The organism is Shigella sp. SIG3 (genome assembly GCF_053555855.1).
The window spans coordinates 1-23,705 of record NZ_JBQZXE010000056.1; the positions used below are offsets into that span (position 1 = coordinate 1).

The window sequence follows — 23,705 nt, forward strand, 5'->3', positions numbered from 1 at the left end:
CGATGTGCAATCTATGAGGAGACTTATAATGAGTTCTGATAATGATATCGTTTTGACTCATAATCTATTCGCCTTATATATATCTGGAGGTTTTGAGGATGATGATTAATTATTATCGCCAGAACGAAATGTGCACGAAAAATTGTTATAAGAATTGTGTCACTTTTATCATTGTGATATGACCACTTCGTCATTAATCTCATGAGCGTTTAAAATACTACCGCCAAATCACGCAACGAACTTTGCTGGATTCAGTTTATGCTGCTGTAAATCCGCTCGCAGTAAACCTTTCAGACGCACCGTGATGTTATCAGTGGTTCTTTAAGCGTTTTGCTGGTGTACTCACTACAAACGAATTGCGAATCGAATCAATGTGAAACGGAAAGGTACAATCTCCCTTTTTTTAGTGTTAACATCGTTCAACCGGGTGGAAGGTGAGAGGTTAATGTCTTTCATTTGTGTACCTGATTGCGAACCAATTTAGCATTTGTTGGCTAGATGGTTTCGCAATGAACTGTTAATAAACAAATTTTTCTTTGTATGTGATCTTTCGTGTGGGTCACCACTGCAAATAAGGATATAAAATGCCTGTTATAACTCTTCCTGATGGCAGCCAACGCCATTACGACCACGCTGTAAGCCCCATGGATGTTGCGCTGGACATTGGTCCAGGTCTGGCGAAAGCCTGTATCGCAGGGCGCGTTAATGGCGAACTGGTTGATGCTTGCGATCTGATTGAAAACGACGCACAACTGTCGATCATTACCGCCAAAGACGAAGAAGGTCTGGAGATCATTCGTCACTCCTGTGCGCACCTGTTAGGGCATGCGATTAAACAACTTTGGCCGCATACCAAAATGGCAATCGGCCCGGTTATTGACAACGGTTTTTATTACGACGTTGATCTTGACCGCACGTTAACCCAGGAAGATGTCGAAGCACTCGAGAAGCGGATGCATGAGCTTGCTGAGAAAAACTACGACGTCATTAAGAAGAAAGTCAGCTGGCACGAAGCGCGTGAAACTTTCGCCAACCGTGGGGAGAGCTACAAAGTCTCCATTCTTGACGAAAACATCGCCCATGATGACAAGCCAGGTCTGTACTTCCATGAAGAATATGTCGATATGTGCCGCGGTCCGCACGTACCGAACATGCGTTTCTGCCATCATTTCAAACTAATGAAAACGGCAGGGGCTTACTGGCGTGGCGACAGCAACAACAAAATGTTGCAACGTATTTACGGTACGGCGTGGGCAGACAAAAAAGCACTTAACGCTTACCTGCAGCGCCTGGAAGAAGCCGCGAAACGCGACCACCGTAAAATCGGTAAACAGCTCGACCTGTACCATATGCAGGAAGAAGCGCCGGGTATGGTATTCTGGCACAACGACGGTTGGACCATCTTCCGTGAACTGGAAGTGTTTGTTCGTTCTAAACTGAAAGAGTACCAGTATCAGGAAGTTAAAGGTCCGTTCATGATGGACCGTGTCCTGTGGGAAAAAACCGGTCACTGGGACAACTACAAAGATGCAATGTTCACCACATCTTCTGAGAACCGTGAATACTGCATTAAGCCGATGAACTGCCCGGGTCACGTACAAATTTTCAACCAGGGGCTGAAGTCTTATCGCGATCTGCCGCTGCGTATGGCCGAGTTTGGTAGCTGCCACCGTAACGAGCCGTCAGGTTCGCTGCATGGCCTGATGCGCGTGCGTGGATTTACCCAGGATGACGCGCATATCTTCTGTACTGAAGAACAAATTCGCGATGAAGTTAACGGATGTATCCGTTTAGTCTATGATATGTACAGCACTTTTGGCTTCGAGAAGATCGTCGTCAAACTCTCCACTCGTCCTGAAAAACGTATTGGCAGCGACGAAATGTGGGATCGTGCTGAGGCGGACCTGGCGGTTGCGCTGGAAGAAAACAACATCCCGTTTGAATATCAACTGGGTGAAGGCGCTTTCTACGGTCCGAAAATTGAATTTACCCTGTATGACTGCCTCGATCGTGCATGGCAGTGCGGTACAGTACAGCTGGACTTCTCCTTGCCGTCTCGTCTGAGCGCCTCCTATGTGGGCGAAGACAACGAGCGTAAGGTACCGGTAATGATTCACCGCGCAATTCTGGGGTCGATGGAGCGTTTCATCGGTATCCTGACCGAAGAATTCGCTGGTTTCTTCCCGACCTGGCTTGCGCCAGTTCAGGTTGTTATCATGAATATTACCGATTCACAGTCTGAATACGTTAACGAATTGACGCAAAAACTATCAAATGCGGGCATTCGTGTTAAAGCAGACTTGAGAAATGAGAAGATTGGCTTTAAAATCCGCGAGCACACTTTGCGTCGCGTCCCATATATGCTGGTCTGTGGTGATAAAGAGGTGGAATCAGGCAAAGTTGCCGTTCGCACCCGCCGTGGTAAAGACCTGGGAAGTATGGACGTAAATGAAGTGATCGAGAAGCTGCAACAAGAGATTCGCAGCCGCAGTCTTAAACAATTGGAGGAATAAGGTATTAAAGGCGGAAAACGAGTTCAAACGGCGCGCCCTAACCGTATCAATGGCGAAATTCGCGCCCAGGAAGTTCGCTTAACAGGTCTGGAAGGCGAGCAGCTTGGTATTGTGAGTCTGAGAGAAGCTCTGGAGAAAGCAGAAGAAGCCGGAGTAGACTTAGTCGAGATCAGCCCTAACGCCGAGCCGCCGGTTTGTCGTATAATGGATTACGGCAAATTCCTCTATGAAAAGAGCAAGTCTTCTAAGGAACAGAAGAAAAAGCAAAAAGTTATCCAGGTTAAGGAAATTAAATTCCGTCCTAGTACAGATGAAGGCGACTATCAGGTAAAACTCCGCAGCCTGATTCGCTTTCTCGAAGAGGGTGATAAAGCCAAAATCACGCTGCGTTTCCGCGGTCGTGAGATGGCGCACCAGCAAATCGGTATGGAAGTGCTTAATCGCGTGAAAGACGATTTGCAAGAACTGGCAGTAGTCGAATCCTTCCCAACGAAGATCGAAGGCCGCCAGATGATCATGGTGCTCGCTCCTAAGAAGAAACAGTAAGGCCTTCAAGTAGCACTATCTGTGGAGCCTTTGGGCTTCACAGGCATTGTTCGCCTTTGTTTCGTTTATTAACAATGCGAAGTGGAAGTTATTAAAATGCCAAAAATTAAGACCGTACGCGGTGCTGCTAAGCGCTTCAAAAAAACCGGTAAAGGTGGTTTTAAGCACAAGCACGCTAACCTGCGTCACATTCTGACTAAAAAAGCGACCAAACGTAAACGTCACCTGCGTCCGAAAGCCATGGTTTCCAAAGGCGATCTGGGCTTGGTAATCGCGTGCCTGCCGTACGCATAAGCCGTTAACGTTTTTAACTTTTTAATTAGAATATAGATACAGGAGAGCACATATGGCTCGCGTAAAACGTGGTGTTATTGCACGCGCACGTCACAAGAAAATTTTGAAACAAGCTAAAGGCTACTACGGTGCGCGTTCTCGCGTATACCGCGTTGCCTTCCAGGCTGTTATCAAAGCTGGTCAGTATGCTTACCGTGACCGTCGTCAACGTAAGCGTCAGTTCCGTCAACTGTGGATTGCGCGTATCAACGCAGCAGCACGTCAGAACGGTATTTCTTACAGCAAATTCATCAATGGCCTGAAAAAAGCCTCTGTTGAAATCGACCGTAAGATCCTGGCTGATATCGCAGTATTCGACAAAGTAGCGTTCACCGCTCTGGTTGAAAAAGCGAAAGCAGCTCTGGCATAAGCCAGTTGAAAGAGGGAGCTAGTCTCCCTCTTTTCGTTTCAACGCCATCAAAACATTGACTTTTATCGCCGTAGCCTTTTCAATAAAGGTCTTTTGAAGAGTACCAAAAGGTAACGCAAGCAATGAATGCTGCTATTTTCCGCTTCTTTTTTTACTTTAGCACCTGAATCCAGGAGGCTAGCGCGTGAGAAGAGAAACGGAAAACAGCGCCTGAAAGCCTCCCAGTGGAGGCTTTTTTTGTATGCGCGTTTTGAAAAATAAAAAGCCAGTCTATCAGGCGTAATTGTCGCAGCCAGTCTGGACACGGCCAGTGCGGAGAAACCGGAGCGTACTTAAGTACGTGAGGATTTCGAGCACTGCCCGGGACCAAAATGGCAAGTAAAATAGCCTGATGGGATAGGCTCTAAGTCCAACGAACCAGTGTCACCACTGACACAATGAGGAAAACCATGTCACATCTCGCAGAACTGGTTGCCAGTGCGAAGGCGGCCATTAGCCAGGCGTCAGATGTTGCCGCGTTAGATAATGTGCGCGTCGAATATTTGGGTAAAAAAGGGCACTTAACCCTTCAGATGACGACCCTGCGTGAGCTGCCGCCAGAAGAGCGTCCGGCAGCTGGTGCGGTTATCAACGAAGCGAAAGAGCAGGTTCAGCAGGCGCTGAATGCGCGTAAAGCGGAACTGGAAAGCGCTGCACTGAATGCGCGTCTGGCGGCGGAAACGATTGATGTCTCTCTGCCAGGTCGTCGCATTGAAAACGGCGGTCTGCATCCGGTTACCCGTACCATCGACCGTATCGAAAGTTTCTTCGGTGAGCTTGGCTTTACCGTGGCAACCGGGCCGGAAATCGAAGACGATTATCATAACTTCGATGCTCTGAACATTCCTGGTCACCACCCGGCGCGCGCTGACCACGACACTTTCTGGTTTGACGCTACCCGCCTGCTGCGTACCCAGACCTCTGGCGTACAGATCCGCACCATGAAAGCCCAGCAGCCACCGATTCGTATCATCGCGCCTGGCCGTGTTTATCGTAACGACTACGACCAGACTCACACGCCGATGTTCCATCAGATGGAAGGTCTGATTGTTGATACCAACATCAGCTTTACCAACCTGAAAGGCACGCTGCACGACTTCCTGCGTAACTTCTTTGAGGAAGATTTGCAGATTCGCTTCCGTCCTTCCTACTTCCCGTTTACCGAGCCTTCTGCAGAAGTTGACGTCATGGGTAAAAACGGTAAATGGCTGGAAGTGCTGGGCTGCGGGATGGTGCATCCGAACGTGCTGCGTAACGTTGGCATCGACCCGGAAGTTTACTCTGGTTTCGCCTTCGGGATGGGGATGGAGCGTCTGACTATGTTGCGTTACGGCGTCACCGACCTGCGTTCATTCTTCGAAAACGATCTGCGTTTCCTCAAACAGTTTAAATAAGGCAGGAATAGATTATGAAATTCAGTGAACTGTGGTTACGCGAATGGGTGAACCCGGCGATTGATAGCGATACGCTGGCGAATCAAATCACTATGGCGGGCCTGGAAGTTGACGGTGTAGAACCGGTTGCCGGTAGCTTCCACGGCGTGGTCGTTGGTGAAGTGGTTGAGTGTGCGCAGCATCCGAACGCTGACAAACTGCGTGTGACAAAAGTGAATGTCGGCGGCGATCGCCTGCTGGACATCGTCTGCGGTGCGCCAAACTGCCGTCAGGGCCTGCGTGTGGCGGTAGCTACCATTGGTGCTGTTCTGCCGGGTGATTTCAAAATTAAAGCGGCGAAACTGCGTGGCGAACCGTCTGAAGGGATGCTGTGCTCCTTTTCTGAGCTGGGAATTTCTGACGATCACAGTGGCATTATCGAACTGCCTGCGGATGCGCCGATTGGCACCGACATCCGCGAATACCTGAAACTCGATGATAACACGATCGAAATCAGCGTGACACCAAACCGTGCCGACTGCTTAGGTATCATTGGTGTTGCGCGTGACGTTGCCGTGCTGAATCAGCTGCCGCTGGTTGAACCGGAAATCGTTCCGGTTGGTGCGACCATCGACGACACGTTGCCGATTACAGTCGAAGCGCCGGAAGCCTGCCCGCGCTATCTTGGCCGTGTGGTAAAAGGCATTAACGTTAAAGCGCCAACTCCGCTGTGGATGAAAGAAAAACTGCGTCGTTGCGGGATCCGTTCTATCGATGCAGTTGTTGACGTCACCAACTATGTACTGCTCGAACTGGGCCAGCCGATGCACGCTTTCGATAAAGATCGCATTGAAGGCGGCATTGTGGTGCGGATAGCAAAAGAGGGCGAAACGCTGGTGCTGCTTGATGGCACTGAAGCGAAGCTGAATGCTGACACTCTGGTCATCGCCGACCACAACAAGGCGCTGGCGATGGGCGGCATCTTTGGTGGCGAACACTCTGGCGTGAATGACGAAACGCAAAACGTCTTGCTGGAATGCGCTTTCTTCAGCCCGCTGTCTATCACCGGTCGTGCTCGTCGTCATGGCCTGCATACTGATGCGTCTCACCGTTATGAGCGTGGCGTTGATCCGGTACTGCAGCACAAAGCGATGGAACGTGCGACCCGTCTGCTGATCGACATCTGCGGTGGTGAGGCTGGCCCGGTAATTGATATCACCAACGAAGCAACGCTGCCGAAGCGTGCAACCATCACTCTACGTCGTAGCAAACTGGATCGCCTGATAGGCCATCATATTGCTGATGAGCAGGTAACTGACATTCTGCGTCGTCTCGGCTGCGAAGTGACCGAAGGCAAAGACGAATGGCAGGCAGTTGCGCCGAGCTGGCGTTTCGATATGGAGATTGAAGAAGATCTGGTCGAAGAAGTCGCGCGTGTTTACGGCTACAACAACATCCCGGATGAGCCGGTACAGGCAAGCCTGATTATGGGTACTCACCGTGAAGCTGACCTGTCGCTCAAGCGCGTGAAAACGCTGCTCAACGACAAAGGCTATCAGGAAGTGATCACCTACAGCTTCGTTGATCCGAAAGTGCAGCAGATGATCCATCCAGGCGTTGAAGCCTTACTGCTGGCAAGCCCGATCTCTGTTGAAATGTCAGCAATGCGTCTTTCTCTGTGGACCGGCCTGCTGGCAACCGTGGTGTACAACCAGAACCGTCAGCAGAACCGTGTGCGCATTTTCGAAAGCGGTCTGCGTTTCGTACCAGATACTCAGGCACCGTTGGGCATTCGTCAGGATCTGATGTTAGCCGGTGTGATTTGCGGTAACCGTTACGAAGAGCACTGGAACCTGGCAAAAGAGACCGTTGATTTCTATGATTTGAAAGGCGACCTTGAATCCGTTCTCGACCTGACCGGTAAACTGAATGAGGTTGAGTTCCGTGCAGAAGCGAATCCGGCACTGCATCCGGGGCAATCCGCAGCGATTTATCTGAAAGGTGAACGTATTGGTTTTGTTGGAGTTGTTCATCCTGAACTGGAACGTAAACTAGATCTTAACGGTCGCACTCTGGTGTTCGAACTGGAGTGGAACAAGCTCGCAGACCGCGTGGTGCCTCAGGCGCGCGAGATTTCTCGCTTCCCGGCGAACCGTCGTGACATCGCGGTGGTGGTCGCAGAAAACGTTCCCGCAGCGGATATTTTATCCGAATGTAAGAAAGTTGGCGTAAATCAGGTAGTTGGCGTAAACTTATTTGACGTGTACCGCGGTAAGGGTGTTGCGGAGGGGTATAAGAGCCTCGCCATAAGCCTGATCCTGCAAGATACCAGCCGTACACTCGAAGAAGAGGAGATTGCCGCTACCGTCGCCAAATGTGTAGAGGCATTAAAAGAGCGATTCCAGGCATCATTGAGGGATTGAACCTATGGCGCTTACAAAAGCTGAAATGTCAGAATATCTGTTTGATAAGCTTGGGCTTAGCAAGCGGGATGCCAAAGAACTGGTTGAACTGTTTTTCGAAGAGATCCGTCGCGCTCTGGAAAACGGCGAACAGGTGAAACTCTCTGGTTTTGGTAACTTCGATCTGCGTGATAAGAATCAACGCCCGGGACGTAACCCGAAAACGGGCGAGGATATTCCCATTACAGCACGGCGCGTGGTGACCTTCAGACCCGGGCAGAAGTTAAAAAGCCGGGTCGAAAACGCTTCGCCCAAAGACGAGTAATCTGATCTAACTAAAAAGGCCGCTATGCGGCCTTTTTTCTTTTCACTGTCGAAGAGTCACCGTAAAATCAACGCCATGACACTTCAGCAGAACGGATACCATGCTGACACTTGCCCGCCAACAACAGCGACAAAATATTCGCTGGTTATTATGCCTGTCAGTTTTGATGCTGCTGGCGCTTCTCTTAAGCCTTTGCGCCGGTGAACAATGGATTTCGCCAGGTGACTGGTTTACTCCTCGTGGCGAACTGTTCGTCTGGCAAATTCGCCTGCCACGTACGCTGGCTGTATTGCTGGTTGGTGCGGCGCTGGCTATATCCGGCGCTGTAATGCAGGCGTTGTTTGAAAATCCTCTGGCAGAACCTGGACTACTTGGCGTCTCTAACGGCGCAGGCGTGGGGCTTATCGCCGCGGTATTGCTTGGGCAAGGGCAACTCCCCAACTGGGCGCTAGGGCTGTGTGCGATTGCTGGCGCGCTTATCATCACTTTAATACTCTTACGTTTCGCCCGTCGTCATCTTTCGACCAGTCGGTTATTGCTGGCTGGCGTTGCATTAGGGATTATCTGCAGCGCACTAATGACGTGGGCTATCTACTTTTCCACCTCTGTTGATTTACGTCAGCTGATGTACTGGATGATGGGCGGTTTTGGCGGCGTAGACTGGCGGCAAAGCTGGCTGATGCTGGCATTGATCCCCGTGTTGTTGTGGATCTGTTGTCAGTCCAGGCCGATGAATATGTTAGCACTTGGCGAGATCTCGGCGCGGCAACTGGGTTTACCCCTGTGGTTCTGGCGCAATGTGCTGGTGGCAGCGACCGGCTGGATGGTTGGCGTCAGTGTGGCGCTGGCGGGTGCTATCGGCTTTATTGGTCTGGTGATCCCACATATTCTTCGGTTGTGTGGTTTAACCGATCATCGCGTATTACTTCCCGGCTGCGCGCTGGCAGGGGCGAGCGCATTGCTGCTGGCCGATATTGTAGCGCGCCTGGCATTAGCTGCCGCAGAGCTGCCTATTGGCGTGGTCACCGCAACGTTGGGTGCGCCGGTGTTTATCTGGTTATTGTTAAAAGCAGGACGTTAGCCGCAAAAAGACGGTCTATGATTAAAAGCTAAGATTTTTACTGACCACACCCAGGAGAAACGATGCAAGATTCCATTCTGACGACCGTAGTGAAAGATATCGACGGTGAAGTGACCACGCTGGAGAAGTACGCCGGTAATGTGCTGTTAATTGTCAATGTCGCCTCAAAGTGTGGCTTAACGCCGCAATATGAGCAGTTGGAGAATATTCAAAAAGCCTGGGCCGATCGAGGTTTTGTGGTGCTGGGATTCCCGTGCAACCAGTTTCTGGAACAAGAACCGGGCAGCGATGAAGAGATTAAAACTTACTGTACCACCACATGGGGGGTGACGTTCCCGATGTTCAGTAAGATTGAAGTTAATGGCGAAGGACGCCATCCGCTGTATCAAAAATTGATTGCCGCAGCGCCGACCGCAGTCGCGCCGGAAGAGAGCGGATTCTATGCCCGTATGGTCAGCAAAGGCCGTGCACCGCTGTACCAGGATGATATTTTATGGAATTTTGAAAAATTCCTAGTTGGCAGGGACGGAAAAGTCATCCAGCGTTTTTCCCCGGATATGACGCCGGAAGATCCCATTGTGATGGAAAGCATTAAACTGGCGTTGGCAAAATAATGTCTATTGTGATGCAGTTACAGGATGTTGCGGAATCTACCCGCCTGGGGCCGCTTTCAGGCGAGGTTCGGGCTGGGGAAATCCTGCACCTGGTGGGGCCGAATGGCGCGGGTAAGAGTACCTTACTGGCGCGAATGGCCGGAATGACCAGCGGTAAGGGAAGCATTCAGTTCGCGGGGCAACCACTGGAAGCATGGTCCGCAACAAAACTCGCGCTGCATCGCGCCTATCTTTCACAACAGCAGACGCCGCCGTTTGCAATGCCGGTCTGGCACTACCTGACACTGCATCAGCACGATAAAACGCGTACCGAACTACTGAATGATGTCGCAGGGGCGCTGGCTCTTGATGACAAACTCGGTCGTAGCACCAATCAACTTTCCGGCGGTGAATGGCAACGCGTACGTCTTGCTGCGGTGGTGTTGCAAATCACACCACAAGCCAATCCCGCAGGCCAATTGCTGCTTCTTGATGAGCCGATGAACAGTCTTGATGTTGCGCAACAAAGTGCGTTAGACAAAATTCTGAGCGCGCTGTGTCAGCAAGGACTGGCGATTGTGATGAGCAGTCACGATCTCAACCACACGTTGCGTCATGCGCATCGGGCGTGGTTGCTAAAAGGTGGAAAAATGCTGGCCAGTGGACGCAGAGAAGAGGTGCTCACGCCGCCAAATCTGGCGCAGGCCTATGGGATGAATTTTCGCCGTCTGGATATCGAAGGTCACAGAATGCTGATTTCGACCATCTGATTTCATTAGTATCCCGAAAATCGGGTAATTACGACGCTAAATTAATGCAAGAATAAAAAACAGAGGAACCGTACGGAATGCGTTTCTGCCTTATTTTGATCACAGCACTGTTTCTGGCCGGGTGTAGCCACCATAAAGCACCGCCGCCAAATGCCAGACTTTCTGATTCGATTACCGTTATTGCCGGTTTGAACGACCAGCTACAAAGCTGGCATGGCACGCCGTATCGTTATGGTGGCATGACGCGGCGCGGTGTGGACTGTTCGGGATTTGTGGTTGTGACGATGCGCGATCGTTTCGATTTGCATCTGCCCCGTGAAACCAAACAACAAGCCTCTATTGGCACGCAAATTGATAAAGACGAGTTGCTGCCTGGTGACCTGGTCTTTTTCAAAACGGGTTCCGGACAAAATGGTTTGCATGTAGGTATTTACGATACCAACAACCAATTTATCCACGCCTCTACCAGCAAGGGAGTGATGCGTTCCTCACTTGATAATGTCTATTGGCAGAAAAATTTCTGGCAGGCGAGACGAATCTAGTGTGTCGAAAAATTGACGGCGATGATACATCGCCGTCAATTTACTCCTGAATACAGTAGTATTTTGCAGACAAAAATTCCGTAAATGGATTATTCGTTTATAATCAGGATAATCTAAAAAAAGGCCCCCTGAAAAAGTGGTTAACATGGAACAAATGAAAGTTACTCCTTCTGTAATTGTTATGTCTTATGGCCTCATCCCTTTTAGCCGGATACTGAAAAACATCCTTCGAGAGGGACGGTTACCATGAAGATTTTTTTGGAGAATCTTTATCATTCTGATTGCTATTTCCTGCCGATAAGAGATAACCAGCAACTCCTTGTCGGCGTTGAGTTAATTACCCATTTCTCCAGTGAAGATGGCACGGTTCGTATCCCGACGAGTCGGGTTATAGCGCAACTTACCGAGGAGCAACATTGGCAATTATTTTCAGAGCAGTTGGAATTACTAAAATCATGCCAACACTTTTTTATTCAACATAAACTCTTTGCCTGGCTTAATTTAACGCCACAAGTGGCTACATTATTATTAGACAGGGATAATTACGCAGGCGAACTATTAAAATATCCGTTTATTGAGCTGTTGATTAATGAGAATTACCCGCATCTCAATGAAGGAAAAGATAATCGCGATCTTTTGTCCTTATCGCAAATGTATCCCCTTGTGTTAGGCAATTTGGGAGCAGGTAATAGCACAATGAAAGCGGTTTTTGATGGTCTTTTCACCCGCGTAATGCTGGAGAAAGGAACAAATCACGCATCGCTCCTTCGAACCGTTTATTCGTGCGATCCAGGCGCAAATTTCCCCTTGTTGCAATTGCATCATCGCGGGGGGCATTGATACGCCAGAAATATTGGCACAGATTACCCCCTTCGATTTCCATGCTCTCCAGGGATGCCTGTGGCCTGCCGTTCCTATAAATCAGATAACGACGTTGGTTCAGCGATAACCCTCCTGTTTGCTGGTGTTTAAGACGAGAGTAACCGTCTACACTATCAAACAGATAGGATCTATGACCCTGTCTTTTATTACCCGCTGGCGCGATGAATTGCCAGAAACCTATACAGCACTTTCCCCTACGCCTTTAAATAATGCCCGGCTGATTTGGCATAATACCGAACTCGCTAACACGCTGAGTATTCCATCGTCGCTGTTTAAAAATGCCGCAGGTGTCTGGGGCGGCGAAACCCTACTGCCTGGTATGTCACCACTGGCACAGGTTTACAGTGGTCATCAGTTCGGCGTCTGGGCGGGCCAACTGGGTGATGGGCGCGGCATTTTACTTGGCGAACAACTGCTTGCTGATGGCACTACAATGGACTGGCATCTGAAAGGTGCTGGCCTGACGCCTTATTCGCGAATGGGTGATGGACGGGCGGTTTTACGTTCGACGATACGAGAAAGTCTCGCCAGTGAGGCGATGCATTATCTGGGCATTCCGACGACCCGCGCGTTAAGTATCGTCACCAGCGATTCGCCAGTGTATCGGGAAACGGTGGAGCCAGGCGCGATGCTGATGCGTGTGGCACCAAGTCATCTGCGCTTTGGTCATTTCGAACATTTTTACTATCGCCGCGAGCCGGAAAAGGTTCGTCAGTTGGCTGACTTTGCCATTCGTCATTACTGGTCACATCTTGAAGACGATGAGGACAAATACCGTCTCTGGTTTAACGATGTTGTCGCACGTACCGCGTCGTTAATTGCCCAATGGCAGACGGTCGGCTTTGCACATGGGGTGATGAATACCGACAACATGTCGCTGCTGGGACTGACGCTTGATTACGGGCCGTTTGGTTTTCTTGATGATTACGAACCCGGTTTTATTTGTAATCACTCGGATCATCAAGGGCGTTATAGCTTTGATAATCAACCTGCTGTCGCGTTGTGGAATTTACAGCGTCTGGCGCAGACATTGTCACCATTTGTTGCCGTAGATGCCCTGAATGAGGCCCTGGACAGCTATCAGCAGGTTTTGTTGACGCATTATGGACAACGGATGCGGCAGAAACTGGGCTTCATGACGGAGCAAAAAGAGGATAACGCGCTACTGAATGAATTATTCAGTCTGATGGCGCGAGAGCGCAGCGATTATACCCGCACATTCCGCATGCTGAGTCTGACCGAGCAGCACAGCGCGGCGTCACCGCTACGTGATGAGTTTATTGATCGTGCGGCATTTGATGACTGGTTTGCCCGTTATCGGGGGCGTTTGCAACAAGACGAGGTTAGCGATAGTGAGCGTCAACAACTGATGCAAAGCGTTAACCCAGCTCTGGTATTGCGCAACTGGTTGGCGCAACGGGCGATTGAAGCGGCAGAAAAGGGTGATATGATGGAATTGCACCGCCTGCATGAGGCGTTGCGAAATCCTTTCAGCGACAGAGATGATGACTATGTCAGTCGTCCACCTGACTGAGGTAAACGGCTGGAAGTCAGCTGCTCGAGTTAAAGGCTACTTAGTTAACAGCAGCTTGCCAGCCTGAGTTTTACGGAGCAGATATTCTTGCCCGTCATGATCGATAATCAGTTTGCCATCCGGACCTAACAGTGTCTGGCTGGTAATTCGCCGGATGGGCTGCGGGGAAGCGGTCTTGTGATTGGCATCCGTTTCAGGCGTGAGTTTTCTGCTATCCGTATAACGCATAAAAATTAATAATAATTGATATAACAATGATTCCTATTATCAATATTATGGCAGGCCAGAGCAAGCAGTAATGTGTTGAGAAGACAACAAGTTGCGCAGAAATGCCCATCCCATCAGGAATGGGCACGCATTCAGAAGCGGGTATCTACCGCAAAGGCGAGTTTTTCGACCAGGCGTTCGGTATCTTCCCAGCCCAGACACGGGTCGGTAATGGATTGACCGTAAGTGAGCGGCTGACCGCCGACGATTTTTTGCGTTCCTTCGCGCAGGAAACTTTCCGCCATAATTCCAGCAATCTCCGTAGAGCCATTGCGGATTTGCTGACAAATATCCTCACAAACTTCTAACTGGCGACGGTGCTGCTTCTGGCAGTTACCGTGGCTGAAATCCACCACCAGATGTTCAGGTAAATCAAACTCGTGCAGCGTATCGCAGGCTGCGGCGATATCATCGGCATGATAATTCGGTTTTTTGCCGCCACGCATAATAATGTGGCCATACGGGTTGCCGCTGGTCTGATAGATGGTCATCTGACCATTTTTGTCTGGCGAGAGGAACATATGGCTGGCGCGGGCTGCGCGGATAGCATCCACGGCAATCCGCGTGTTGCCATCGGTACCATTTTTAAAACCTACCGGACAGGAGAGTGCTGAAGCCATTTCGCGGTGGATCTGACTTTCGGTAGTACGAGCGCCAATCGCGCCCCAACTGATTAAATCAGCAATAAACTGACCGGTCACCATATCGAGGAACTCAGTCGCGGTAGGGACACCCAGCTCATTTACCTGTAAAAGTAATTTGCGCGCCAGCTCCAGACCGTGATTTACCCGATAGCTGCCGTTTAAATCCGGATCGGAGATTAGCCCTTTCCAGCCGACAACAGTTCGTGGTTTTTCAAAATAGGTGCGCATTACGATTTCCAGCCGTGACTGGTACTGGTTGCGCAGCGACTGCAGACGGGTGGCGTACTCCATTGCAGCGGTGAGATCGTGGATCGAGCAGGGGCCAATAATGACCAACAGTCGCTTATCTTCACCATTCAGTATTTTTTCAATTCTGCGGCGGGAGTCGGTGACATGGGTGGCGACGCCAGGCGTTACGGGATACCGTAGCGCGAGTTCGGCGGGCGTTACCAGGCTCTCAATACGCGCAGTACGGAGTTCGTCAGTTCTGTTCATTACAAGTCTCAGAAATTTGTTGCTTCTACGGCAGGACTACCGGAAAGTGATGCGCATCACGATAAACCAATCGCAGCTGATTTCAAGTGCGAGGTGTGTCACACCTCGCCGGGTGGTTAGCATGATAACAAAAAAACAAACCAATACACTAGTTCTCTAGTACATTCGGCGACTAAGGCCCATGATATCGAGGATCTTGGTGGCAATCTCTTCTACCGAATAATTGGTACTGTTAATCCACGGGATCTGATTTTTACGGTACAAGGCTTCCACTTCCGCGACTTCCATCCTGCACTGACGAAGCGAGGCATAGCGACTGTTCTCCCGACGTTCCTCGCGAATCGCCGCCAGACGTTCCGGGTCGATAGTCAGGCCGAACAATTTATGCTGAAGCGGTTTGAGCGACGCGGGTAGCACCAGATTATCCATATCGTCGGCAATAAAGGGGTAGTTTGCCGCGCGGATACCAAATTGCATTGCCAGATACAGACTGGTGGGGGTTTTACCACAGCGAGAAACACCGAGCAGGATCACCTGAGCCTGATCCAGATTGCGCAACGAAATGCCGTCATCGTGGGCGAGGGTGTAATCAATCGCCGCAATGCGCGCATCATATTTATTGAGATTATTAGGGTTAAGGCCATGGGTACGATGAGCAATCGGCGTTGGATCCAGTTTCATCTCTTGTTGTAGCGGGGCAACCAGCGCCTGAACGATATCCTGGCAAAAGCCTTCACTTTGCAAGATGATGGCGCGAATCTCCGGCAACACGATGGAGTAGAAGACCAGCGGGCGCACGCCTGTCTGGTGATAAATTGCGTCAATCTGATCCTTCACTGCCCGTGCACGGCTCTCATTTTCGACAAACGGCAGCGTGATGCTGCTGATAGTGACGGGAAATTGTGACATTACTGCGTGTCCTAATACCTCCGCAGTTATTGCCGTACCATCAGAAATATAAAAAACGTGGCGATCAACAGCATTATCCATTTTGTTCTTCCCGTGAAGCAGACATAATTCTATGAAAGCATAAATTAAAAGCGCACAGAAGCGTAGGACGTAATGTCTGGTTTATAAAATGAACCTTCATTTTATTTTTTATGAAAACAGCATTTCATTTTTATGGTTTCGTTTATACCGATGGTTTATGTGGAAATTGTCGAATAGAGCAGGTTTGCGCAACGCTGGGATCAGTCTTAAAAAGTAAAAAAATATATTTGCTTGAACGATTCACCGTTTTTTTCATCCGGTAAAATATGCAAAGATAAATGCGCAGAAATGTGTTTCTCAAACCGTTCATTTATCACAAAAGGATTGTTCGATGTCCAACAATGGCTCGTCACCGCTGGTGCTTTGGTATAACCAACTCGGCATGAATGATGTAGACAGGGTTGGGGGCAAAAATGCCTCCCTGGGTGAAATGATTACTAATCTTTCCGGAATGGGTGTTTCCGTTCCGAATGGTTTCGCCACAACCGCCGACGCGTTTAACCAGTTTCTGGACCAAAGCGGCGTAAACCAGCGCATTTATGAACTGCTGGATAAAACGGATATTGACGATGTTACTCAGCTTGCGAAAGCGGGCGCGCAAATCCGCCAGTGGATTATCGACACTCCCTTCCAGCCTGAGCTGGAAAACGCCATACGCGAAGCCTATGCACAGCTTTCCGCCGATGACGAAAACGCCTCTTTTGCGGTACGCTCCTCCGCCACCGCAGAAGACATGCCGGACGCTTCCTTTGCCGGTCAGCAGGAAACCTTCCTCAACGTTCAGGGTTTTGACGCCGTTCTCGTGGCAGTGAAACATGTATTTGCTTCTCTGTTTAACGATCGCGCCATCTCTTATCGTGTGCACCAGGGTTACGATCACCGTGGCGTGGCGCTCTCCGCCGGTGTTCAGCGGATGGTGCGCTCCGACCTCGCATCTTCTGGCGTGATGTTCTCCATTGATACCGAATCCGGCTTTGACCAGGTGGTGTTTATCACTTCCGCATGGGGCCTTGGGGAAATGGTCGTGCAGGGTGCGGTTAACCCGGATGAGTTTTACGTGCATAAACCGACACTGGCGGCGAATCGCCCGGCTATCGTGCGCCGCACCATGGGGTCGAAAAAAATCCGCATGGTTTACGCGCCGACCCAGGAGCACGGCAAGCAGGTTAAAATCGAAGACGTACCGCAGGAACAGCGTGACATCTTCTCGCTGACCAACGAAGAAGTGCAGGAACTGGCAAAACAGGCCGTACAAATTGAGAAACACTACGGTCGCCCAATGGATATTGAGTGGGCGAAAGATGGCCACACCGGCAAACTGTTCATTGTGCAGGCGCGTCCGGAAACCGTGCGCTCACGCGGTCAGGTCATGGAGCGTTATACGCTGCATTCACAGGGTAAGATTATCGCCGAAGGCCGTGCTATCGGTCATCGCATCGGCGCGGGTCCGGTGAAAGTCATCCATGACATCAGCGAAATGAACCGCATCGAACCTGGCGACGTGCTGGTTACTGACATGACCGACCCGGACTGGGAACCGATCATGAAGAAAGCATCTGCCATCGTCACCAACCGTGGCGGTCGTACCTGTCACGCGGCGATCATCGCTCGTGAACTGGGCATTCCGGCGGTAGTGGGCTGTGGAGATGCAACAGAACGGATGAAAGACGGTGAGAACGTCACTGTTTCTTGTGCCGAAGGTGATACCGGTTACGTCTATGCGGAGTTGCTGGAATTTAGCGTGAAAAGCTCCAGCGTAGAAACGATGCCGGATCTGCCGTTGAAAGTGATGATGAACGTCGGTAACCCGGACCGTGCTTTCGACTTCGCCTGCCTGCCGAGCGAAGGCGTGGGCCTTGCGCGTCTGGAATTTATCATCAACCGTATGATTGGCGTCCACCCACGCGCACTGCTTGAGTTTGACGATCAGGAACCGCAGTTGCAAAACGAAATCCGCGAGATGATGAAAGGTTTTGATTCTCCGCGTGAATTTTACGTTGGTCGTCTGACTGAAGGGATCGCGACGCTGGGTGCCGCGTTTTATCCGAAGCGCGTCATTGTCCGTCTCTCTGATTTTAAATCGAACGAATATGCCAACCTGGTCGGTGGTGAGCGTTACGAGCCAGATGAAGAGAACCCGATGCTCGGCTTCCGTGGCGCGGGCCGCTATGTTTCCGACAGCTTCCGCGACTGCTTCGCACTGGAGTGTGAAGCAGTGAAACGTGTGCGCAACGACATGGGGCTGACCAACGTTGAGATCATGATCCCGTTCGTGCGTACCGTAGATCAGGCGAAAGCGGTGGTTGAAGAACTGGCGCGTCAGGGGCTGAAACGTGGCGAGAACGGGCTGAAAATCATCATGATGTGTGAAATCCCGTCCAACGCCTTGCTGGCCGAGCAGTTCCTCGAATATTTCGACGGCTTCTCAATTGGCTCAAACGATATGACGCAGCTGGCGCTCGGTCTGGACCGTGACTCCGGCGTGGTGTCTGAATTGTTCGATGAGCGCAACGATGCGGTGAAAGCACTGCTGTCGATGGCTATCCGTGCCGCGAAGAAACAGGGCAAATATGTCGGGATTTGCGGTCAGGGTCCGTCCGACCACGAAGACTTTGCCGCATGGTTGATGGAAGAGGGGATCGATAGCCTGTCTCTGAACCCGGACACCGTGGTGCAAACCTGGTTAAGCCTGGCTGAACTGAAGAAATAAAATAAATCCCCGGCGGCGTTCAGTCGCCGGGGTTATGTGATCCCCGAAGATGAAACTTATTCAATCTCTTCACAGACATCCTGCGTTAATCGCCGTATAATATCTTTCCTTAACAAAAACTTTTGTATTTTATCTGAGGCAGTGCGCGGTAGTTTTTCGATTACCACGATATGTTCAGGATATTTATATTTTGCGACCCGTTTACGGCTAAAAAAAGCCACCATCTCTTCCAGCGATAATGAATGATGCGGCGCTTTCTGCACGACATAAGCGCATGATCGTTCACCTAAACGTTCATCGGGCATTGCAACCACACAGGCATCGTGAATTTTAGGATGCTGCAATAAAATATCTTCCACTTCACGGCTGCTAATATTTTCGCCGCCGCGGACAATAATATCTTTTTTGCGTCCGGTAATTTTTATATAGCCAGCCTCATCCATACGGCAGAGATCGCCGCTGTAATACCAGCCTTCTTCATCCAGCGCACGGGCGGTTAATTCAGGTTCATCAAAATACCCCATAAACACATTGGGGCCACGCGATGTTTCTTCACCTTCGCAACCTGGCGGTAAGGTCTTGCGTGCGTCATCGACCACTTTAATCTCTACACCTGCGGCAGCGTAACCATCGGTATGCATAAAGCGCGACAAAGAATTATCGAGATTCACCACCGCATGCGGCGAACTTTCTGTGGAACCATAAACACTTAATAATTTAATGCTGCGCTGCTGGCATTCGCGCGCCACTTTTTTGGGGATTGTGGTACCGCCGCAAAGAAAGAAGCGCAGCGCTGAAAGGTCTGCGGGTTGTTTCTCTAGTAAATTCAAAAGATCATAGACAAACGGCGTTGCGCCTAGCATACAGGTGCAACGCTGCTGCTCAAGCAGCGCGAGACACGCATCAGGAGTGAAAATATCTAACAACACGCTGCGAGCGCCAATTAAGAATGGTGCCGTTACGCCATGCAGAAAGCCCGTTGCGTGACCAAGTGGCGCAGGCATCATAAAGACATCCAGCCAGGTCAGATTCAGCCGCGCGCAATAAGCCCGCTCACTGGCGAGAATATTGTTATGCGTTAGCATCACGCCCTTTGGCAGACCCTCGGTTCCGGAGGTAAACAGCACCGCAGCTAATTCATCGCCGTGGGTCGTTATCGCCGTGGTCAGTGGGATATTGTCGGCGATAATCTGACTTAATGAGAGGGAAGAGGTGGCGGGAGCCAGTTTGTCCACGCCGACAATTTGTTGTAGTTGTGGAAGCTGATTTTGCAGCGGCAGGATTAAATCTACCGGACGCGTTTGTTTAAACAACGTCGGTGCAAAGAACATTTTTGCCTGACACTTATTGAGCACCCACACCAGTTCTGCTTCCCGCCAGGAAGGCAACAGCGGCACGGAAACCGCACCGATTTTCAGGCAGGCAAGATAGATAACGGTAAATTCACACCAGCCAGGCAGTTGAAATGCGATGCGATCGCCTGATTCAATACCCTTCGCTAACATCCAGTTTGCCAGACAGCTCGCGGCGTGATCGAGCGCGCTATAGGTGTACGATGCACCATGATTATCGACCACGGCAATTTTGTCTGGCATCGCACGAGCGGTCTGCTGTCAGTAATCGGCCAGTGAAGCATCGCCCCATAGCCCTTGCTGACGATACGCCGCACGACGTTGTTCGTTAAACGTTAATGTCACTTTCATTTTGGACTCTCGAAACAGAACATCAGGCCCGAGTTGCGGGCCTGTGGGATGCATGATTAGCCGTAGCGAAAATCAATACCGAAGGTGCCTGCGGGATATTGCCACTGTTCGAGAATAGTGTTACCGCACAGCACCCGACAGGTGCCGCACTCCAGACAACCGGCGGGATCAAAATGAATGTTTCCTACGTCATCCTGCTTATAAAGTCCGGCAGGGCAGGCTTTCATTAATTTACGGAATTCATTGATATCGGGATTTTCCGTCAGAATGATATGCGGGTGGCCCTCATCAACATGGAATTTATTGACGCCTAATTTGATGTCGACGTTAACCGTAGCGTTCTGGCTCATAGCGCGGTTGCTCCCTTAATGCCATCTTTCAGCAAGTTGATCAGCCCAATTTTCTTCGCGTGTCCCATGATCATTTTGCGTACCGGCTGGTTTGGTTTGCCGTCAATGGTGAACATCTCGTTCATGATGTCGGCTACCATTCGTGGGTATTGGCTAAACAGGCGCGGGTTTTCCATCAGCGCCGGGATCTTGCGAAAATGCTGCATATCACGCATGACGCAGCTTTGTTCCAGCTCACGTTTGTATTGCGCCAGACTGTTGGCGGAGAAATCCGCGCGTTCTTTGGCGGCGATCACCGTTGTGGCGGCAGCCTGAGCCGATGCAATGGCTAAATCCATGCCGCGGACCGTAAAACCCAAATTCAGGCAGAAGCCTGCGGCGTCACCAACGATCATCACGCCCTCGTTAACCAGTTGCGGCACCATTGCCAGACCGCCTTCCGGCACCATATGCGCGGAATATTCAAGCAGTTTGCCGCCGCTAATCAGCGGGCGAATGGCGGGGTGTTGTTTAAAATCTTCCAGCATTTGCGACACGCTTTTTTGCGCATGGGCGATATCACCCAATCCACAAACCAGCCCCAAGGATATGGAATCCTTGTTGGTATAGATAAATCCCCCGCCCATCAGGCCGTCAGAAGGGGAACCGGCAAACAGCCAGGCGGCACCTTCCTCGCCCGTAATATTAAAGCGATCGTTGATCTGTTCTGGTGTGAGGCCAATAACCTCTTTAACACCAACAGCGTAATGATGCGGATCGGAAGCGGGAACCATTCCCAGCGAGCGGCCAAGCATTGAGTTAACGCCATCAGCCAGAATCACCACATTCGCTTCGAGAATATCATCCCCAGCCTGCACGCCAGTGACCTTGTTTCCTTCACGAACCAGCGCGTCGACGCGAACGCCTGGGATAAACTGCGCGCCCGCCTGCTCGGCTTGTTCCATCAACCACGGGTCCAGACGATTACGCAATACGGTATAAGATGCGTGTTGCGGAACATCTGGTTGCTCGCGGTGAAAATCGAGGGTAACGGCGCTTTCTTCGGTTAAGAAGGAGATTTTCTCGCGTGTGACCTTGCGTTCTACCGGCGCTGATACTGCAAAGCCTGGAATGATTGCTTCAAGTGTGTGGGCATAAAGACGCCCGCCGGTCATGTTTTTACATCCGGCACTGTCGCCGCGTTCTATCACCAGGACATCCAGCCCGGCTCGTGCCATGACCAGTGCGGCAACGCTACCAGCAACGCCCGCACCGACCACAATGGCATCAAATTTGTCATCCGACATGCGTTATGCTCCCTTCCCGCTGCGTTTACAGCGGGAGATGTGGTTGAAAGGGGAATTAGCGGCTCAACTGGCTAATCAGGGCAGGGACGACTTTGTAGATATCGCCCACCAGACCGTAGTCGGCATAGTTGAAGATTGGCGCATTTTTATCTTTATTGATGGCGACAATCACTTTTACGCCGTTGCCGCCAACCATATGTTGGATCTGCCCGGAGATCCCCTGCGTCAGGTAGAGATCGGATTTCAGCAACACGCCGGAGACACCGATATAACGTTCACGCTCCATCCAGTTCTCGCCTTCGGCAATTGGACGTGAACAGCCGACTTCAGCATTCAGCACCGCCGCCAGTTCGTGGACCATTTTCAGGTCATCCTGCGCCGCCAGACCACGACCGACGCCAACCACACGTTTTGCTTTGCTCAGGTCCACGCTGCTTGCGGCTTTCGCACGGCGTTCGCGACAGAGAATTTCATGACGCGGAGCAACATAAGGTACCGTTTCTGTCGGGCACTGATGAGAGGTATCACTGGTGCACGGTTCCTGAACACCGGGTGCAAGGGAAATGATCGCCAGCGGGCTGTTGATCTTTTCCTGAGCGAACGCTAACCCGCCATACATCCGGTGTTCGGCGCAAATGTGACCATCGACAATATCCACCGCCGTGGCATCGTTCACCAGCGCCGCATTCAGTTGCACACTTAACCGTGCTGCCAGAGCTTTACCACGTTTCGTCGCGGCCAACAGCAACATAGCGGGGTGTTTATCTTTCAGCAGGGCAGCAATGCTTTCGGCGTAATTTTCAGTGCGTTGCAGCGCGTCGTTTTGCTCAAGAACATAAATACATTTTGGACCATAAGGCATAACTGCCTGCGCCTGGTCGGTATTTTGTACAATGGCATACACCTGTTGGCCCCATTGCTGAGCGCCGCCAAACAGTTCAGCATAACGTTCAGGATTATCGCTAAAGACCCAGACGCTGTTTAATTGACTCATCGTTTCTTCTCCGTAGGCTTCAGTTCAGGGCTTTCTTCAGATGTTCCGCCAGCTCGGCAATGGCCTCCGGCGAATCGTTATCGAGAATGATGTGCTTACGTTCTGTTTGCGGCGGTACGCGAATGCCGACCAGTTCAGCAAGTGGCGCGCTCTGGCTCCAGTCAATATCACTTGCCTGCCACTGATTTACCGGTTTTTTACCCGCGCCGAGAATGGCTTTCATCGAAGGAATGCGTGGCACGTTAATATCGGAGGTGACGCAGAGCACGGCTGGAACAGAGAGTTCAATAACTTCAACATCATCTTCAAGCGTGCGTTCAATCACCAGTGTATTGCCCTGACGCTGAATAGCACTCACTGCATTAATCACCGGAAGTTGCAGAATTTCTCCGACCAGCAAGCCAACCTGCTGGGCATAAAGGTCGCCGGAACCTTCACCAAAGATCAGTAAATCGAAGCCGATCTTTTCAATTGCTGCCGCCAGCGCTTTTGCGGTATCGAGAGGCAGTGCATGTTCAAGTTGCGCATCCTGCACCAAATACAGGCTGTGCGGCCCGCGGGATAGCACGTCTTTGCGCACTTTCGAGTTCTGCAACAATGAGCCGCCAACGGTCAGCGCGGCTATCTCATCGTCATCTGTTGCGAGCTGGCTTGCAGCTTCAATGGCATTGAGATCGAACTGGCTGATTTTGGCGTCGGCATTGTCGAAATTCAGGGTGTATTCTGGAGTGACAACAATGTCCTGTTCTTCAGGCACCAGCTTAAAGCAGGTTATTATTTTCATGATTTCTCCTGTGAGTCGCATACGGAACCATCTCCGATGGAAGGTAAAAATGGCCTGAAAATAGTGTGCGATAGCGGTGCGGGGGGTTCGACGGAGCAAGCTGTTTTCCTTGCCAACAATCTTGCAAAAAAAATGCGATTGCTAAAACAAAAGTGCAATTTGCGGCAATATAGTTATTC

21 protein-coding genes, 2 pseudogenes and 1 other annotated feature are annotated in these 23,705 nt (G+C 50.7%); of the genes and pseudogenes, 15 read left to right on the top strand and 8 right to left on the bottom strand.

Going from position 1 to position 23,705, the window contains the following annotated elements:
• The first annotated feature begins 584 nt into the window (after positions 1–584).
• The 14 genes and pseudogenes from thrS (at position 585) to selO (ending at position 13,303) form a co-directional block, all read left to right on the top strand.
• Positions 585–2,513 (top strand): threonine--tRNA ligase, encoded by a 1,929-nt coding sequence (gene thrS, locus ACUU1I_RS11755; protein ID WP_001144202.1) that lies wholly within the window; start codon positions 585–587, stop codon positions 2,511–2,513.
• A gap of 3 nt (positions 2,514–2,516) precedes the next feature.
• The gene (gene infC / locus ACUU1I_RS11760) at positions 2,517–3,059 is read left to right on the top strand and encodes a translation initiation factor IF-3 (protein WP_032155788.1); all 543 of its coding nucleotides are present in this window, start codon (positions 2,517–2,519) and stop codon (positions 3,057–3,059) included.
• 96 nt (positions 3,060–3,155) lie between these two features.
• A complete protein-coding gene (rpmI, locus tag ACUU1I_RS11765; RefSeq protein ID WP_001124225.1) occupies positions 3,156–3,353 on the top strand; it encodes a 50S ribosomal protein L35 in 198 nt (65 codons plus the stop codon).
• Positions 3,354–3,405: 52 nt separating this feature from the next.
• On the top strand, positions 3,406–3,762 hold the full coding sequence (gene rplT, locus ACUU1I_RS11770; RefSeq protein WP_000124850.1) for a 50S ribosomal protein L20: 357 nt from the start codon (positions 3,406–3,408) through the stop codon (positions 3,760–3,762).
• Positions 3,763–3,878: 116 nt separating this feature from the next.
• Positions 3,879–4,003 (top strand) — a sequence feature (Phe leader region).
• Positions 3,885–3,929 carry a pheST operon leader peptide PheM gene (gene pheM / locus ACUU1I_RS11775; RefSeq protein ID WP_001386830.1) on the top strand — a complete coding sequence of 15 codons (45 nt, stop codon included), beginning with the start codon at positions 3,885–3,887 and terminating at the stop codon, positions 3,927–3,929. (Overlaps the previous feature by 45 nt.)
• Before the next feature lie 208 nt (positions 4,004–4,211).
• Positions 4,212–5,195, top strand: a complete 984-nt coding sequence (gene pheS, locus ACUU1I_RS11780; protein WP_000018588.1) for a phenylalanine--tRNA ligase subunit alpha — start codon at positions 4,212–4,214, stop codon at positions 5,193–5,195.
• Positions 5,196–5,209: 14 nt separating this feature from the next.
• Positions 5,210–7,597, top strand: a complete 2,388-nt coding sequence (gene pheT / locus ACUU1I_RS11785) for a phenylalanine--tRNA ligase subunit beta (RefSeq protein ID WP_000672414.1) — start codon at positions 5,210–5,212, stop codon at positions 7,595–7,597.
• 4 nt (positions 7,598–7,601) lie between these two features.
• A complete protein-coding gene (ihfA, locus tag ACUU1I_RS11790; protein ID WP_001229265.1) occupies positions 7,602–7,901 on the top strand; it encodes an integration host factor subunit alpha in 300 nt (99 codons plus the stop codon).
• Positions 7,902–8,001: 100 nt separating this feature from the next.
• The gene (gene btuC, locus ACUU1I_RS11795; RefSeq protein WP_000956528.1) at positions 8,002–8,982 is read left to right on the top strand and encodes a vitamin B12 ABC transporter permease BtuC; all 981 of its coding nucleotides are present in this window, start codon (positions 8,002–8,004) and stop codon (positions 8,980–8,982) included.
• Positions 8,983–9,044: 62 nt separating this feature from the next.
• Complete coding sequence (btuE, locus tag ACUU1I_RS11800) at positions 9,045–9,596, top strand: bifunctional thioredoxin/glutathione peroxidase (protein ID WP_001154191.1); 552 nt, start codon at positions 9,045–9,047, stop codon at positions 9,594–9,596.
• Positions 9,596–10,345, top strand: coding sequence for a vitamin B12 ABC transporter ATP-binding protein BtuD (btuD, locus tag ACUU1I_RS11805; protein ID WP_000029466.1), 750 nt, complete (start codon positions 9,596–9,598; stop codon positions 10,343–10,345). Before btuE ends, btuD begins: the two co-directional genes overlap by 1 nt.
• A gap of 77 nt (positions 10,346–10,422) precedes the next feature.
• The gene (locus tag ACUU1I_RS11810; RefSeq protein ID WP_001209775.1) at positions 10,423–10,887 is read left to right on the top strand and encodes an NlpC/P60 family protein; all 465 of its coding nucleotides are present in this window, start codon (positions 10,423–10,425) and stop codon (positions 10,885–10,887) included.
• Between the two features lie 246 nt (positions 10,888–11,133).
• Positions 11,134–11,836, top strand: a pseudogene (gene ydiV / locus ACUU1I_RS11815) (anti-FlhDC factor).
• Positions 11,837–11,899: 63 nt separating this feature from the next.
• Entirely contained in the window at positions 11,900–13,303 is a 1,404-nt protein-coding gene (gene selO / locus ACUU1I_RS11820) for a protein adenylyltransferase SelO (protein WP_000175622.1), read from the top strand.
• A gap of 36 nt (positions 13,304–13,339) precedes the next feature.
• On the opposite strand, the gene hemP is transcribed toward selO, so the two are convergent.
• The 3 genes from hemP to ppsR all read right to left on the bottom strand — a co-directional run bounded on the left by hemP (position 13,340) and on the right by ppsR (position 15,699).
• Positions 13,340–13,531 (bottom strand): hemin uptake protein HemP, encoded by a 192-nt coding sequence (gene hemP, locus ACUU1I_RS11825; RefSeq protein WP_001270810.1) that lies wholly within the window; start codon positions 13,529–13,531, stop codon positions 13,340–13,342.
• Between the two features lie 131 nt (positions 13,532–13,662).
• Positions 13,663–14,709: a 3-deoxy-7-phosphoheptulonate synthase AroH gene (gene aroH, locus ACUU1I_RS11830; protein ID WP_001082230.1), complete on the bottom strand. Its 1,047-nt coding sequence runs from the start codon at positions 14,707–14,709 to the stop codon at positions 13,663–13,665.
• 156 nt (positions 14,710–14,865) lie between these two features.
• Complete coding sequence (gene ppsR, locus ACUU1I_RS11835; RefSeq protein WP_000368046.1) at positions 14,866–15,699, bottom strand: posphoenolpyruvate synthetase regulatory kinase/phosphorylase PpsR; 834 nt, start codon at positions 15,697–15,699, stop codon at positions 14,866–14,868.
• 331 nt (positions 15,700–16,030) lie between these two features.
• Here ppsR and ppsA point away from each other — a divergent pair, with 331 nt between their 5' ends.
• Positions 16,031–18,409: a phosphoenolpyruvate synthase gene (ppsA, locus tag ACUU1I_RS11840; RefSeq protein ID WP_000069384.1), complete on the top strand. Its 2,379-nt coding sequence runs from the start codon at positions 16,031–16,033 to the stop codon at positions 18,407–18,409.
• 56 nt (positions 18,410–18,465) lie between these two features.
• On the opposite strand, the pseudogene fadK reads toward ppsA, so the two are convergent.
• The 5 genes and pseudogenes from fadK to ACUU1I_RS11865 all read right to left on the bottom strand — a co-directional run bounded on the left by fadK (position 18,466) and on the right by ACUU1I_RS11865 (position 23,526).
• Positions 18,466–20,112, bottom strand: a pseudogene (gene fadK, locus ACUU1I_RS11845) (medium-chain fatty-acid--CoA ligase).
• 56 nt (positions 20,113–20,168) lie between these two features.
• Positions 20,169–20,462 (bottom strand): ferredoxin family protein, encoded by a 294-nt coding sequence (locus tag ACUU1I_RS11850; protein ID WP_000081083.1) that lies wholly within the window; start codon positions 20,460–20,462, stop codon positions 20,169–20,171.
• Positions 20,459–21,748: an FAD-dependent oxidoreductase gene (locus ACUU1I_RS11855; RefSeq protein WP_449144840.1), complete on the bottom strand. Its 1,290-nt coding sequence runs from the start codon at positions 21,746–21,748 to the stop codon at positions 20,459–20,461. The genes ACUU1I_RS11850 and ACUU1I_RS11855 overlap by 4 nt, the downstream gene beginning before the upstream one ends.
• Before the next feature lie 55 nt (positions 21,749–21,803).
• Positions 21,804–22,742, bottom strand: coding sequence for an electron transfer flavoprotein subunit alpha (locus tag ACUU1I_RS11860; RefSeq protein ID WP_000080694.1), 939 nt, complete (start codon positions 22,740–22,742; stop codon positions 21,804–21,806).
• Between the two features lie 19 nt (positions 22,743–22,761).
• Complete coding sequence (locus tag ACUU1I_RS11865; RefSeq protein ID WP_000692136.1) at positions 22,762–23,526, bottom strand: electron transfer flavoprotein; 765 nt, start codon at positions 23,524–23,526, stop codon at positions 22,762–22,764.
• Between the last annotated feature and the right edge of the window lie 179 nt (positions 23,527–23,705).

Coding starts and splice junctions, on each gene's coding strand:
- ACUU1I_RS11865 (WP_000692136.1), bottom strand. CDS start 23,526: ATGAAAATAATAACCTGCTTTAAGCTGGTGCCTGAAGAACAGGACATT.
- aroH (WP_001082230.1), bottom strand. CDS start 14,709: ATGAACAGAACTGACGAACTCCGTACTGCGCGTATTGAGAGCCTGGTA.
- selO (WP_000175622.1), top strand. CDS start 11,900: ATGACCCTGTCTTTTATTACCCGCTGGCGCGATGAATTGCCAGAAACC.
- pheS (WP_000018588.1), top strand. CDS start 4,212: ATGTCACATCTCGCAGAACTGGTTGCCAGTGCGAAGGCGGCCATTAGC.
- ppsA (WP_000069384.1), top strand. CDS start 16,031: ATGTCCAACAATGGCTCGTCACCGCTGGTGCTTTGGTATAACCAACTC.
- ACUU1I_RS11855 (WP_449144840.1), bottom strand. CDS start 21,748: ATGTCGGATGACAAATTTGATGCCATTGTGGTCGGTGCGGGCGTTGCT.
- ihfA (WP_001229265.1), top strand. CDS start 7,602: ATGGCGCTTACAAAAGCTGAAATGTCAGAATATCTGTTTGATAAGCTT.
- hemP (WP_001270810.1), bottom strand. CDS start 13,531: ATGCGTTATACGGATAGCAGAAAACTCACGCCTGAAACGGATGCCAAT.
- btuE (WP_001154191.1), top strand. CDS start 9,045: ATGCAAGATTCCATTCTGACGACCGTAGTGAAAGATATCGACGGTGAA.
- btuD (WP_000029466.1), top strand. CDS start 9,596: ATGTCTATTGTGATGCAGTTACAGGATGTTGCGGAATCTACCCGCCTG.
- thrS (WP_001144202.1), top strand. CDS start 585: ATGCCTGTTATAACTCTTCCTGATGGCAGCCAACGCCATTACGACCAC.
- rplT (WP_000124850.1), top strand. CDS start 3,406: ATGGCTCGCGTAAAACGTGGTGTTATTGCACGCGCACGTCACAAGAAA.
- ACUU1I_RS11860 (WP_000080694.1), bottom strand. CDS start 22,742: ATGAGTCAATTAAACAGCGTCTGGGTCTTTAGCGATAATCCTGAACGT.
- btuC (WP_000956528.1), top strand. CDS start 8,002: ATGCTGACACTTGCCCGCCAACAACAGCGACAAAATATTCGCTGGTTA.
- ACUU1I_RS11850 (WP_000081083.1), bottom strand. CDS start 20,462: ATGAGCCAGAACGCTACGGTTAACGTCGACATCAAATTAGGCGTCAAT.
- rpmI (WP_001124225.1), top strand. CDS start 3,156: ATGCCAAAAATTAAGACCGTACGCGGTGCTGCTAAGCGCTTCAAAAAA.
- pheT (WP_000672414.1), top strand. CDS start 5,210: ATGAAATTCAGTGAACTGTGGTTACGCGAATGGGTGAACCCGGCGATT.
- ACUU1I_RS11810 (WP_001209775.1), top strand. CDS start 10,423: ATGCGTTTCTGCCTTATTTTGATCACAGCACTGTTTCTGGCCGGGTGT.
- ppsR (WP_000368046.1), bottom strand. CDS start 15,699: ATGGATAATGCTGTTGATCGCCACGTTTTTTATATTTCTGATGGTACG.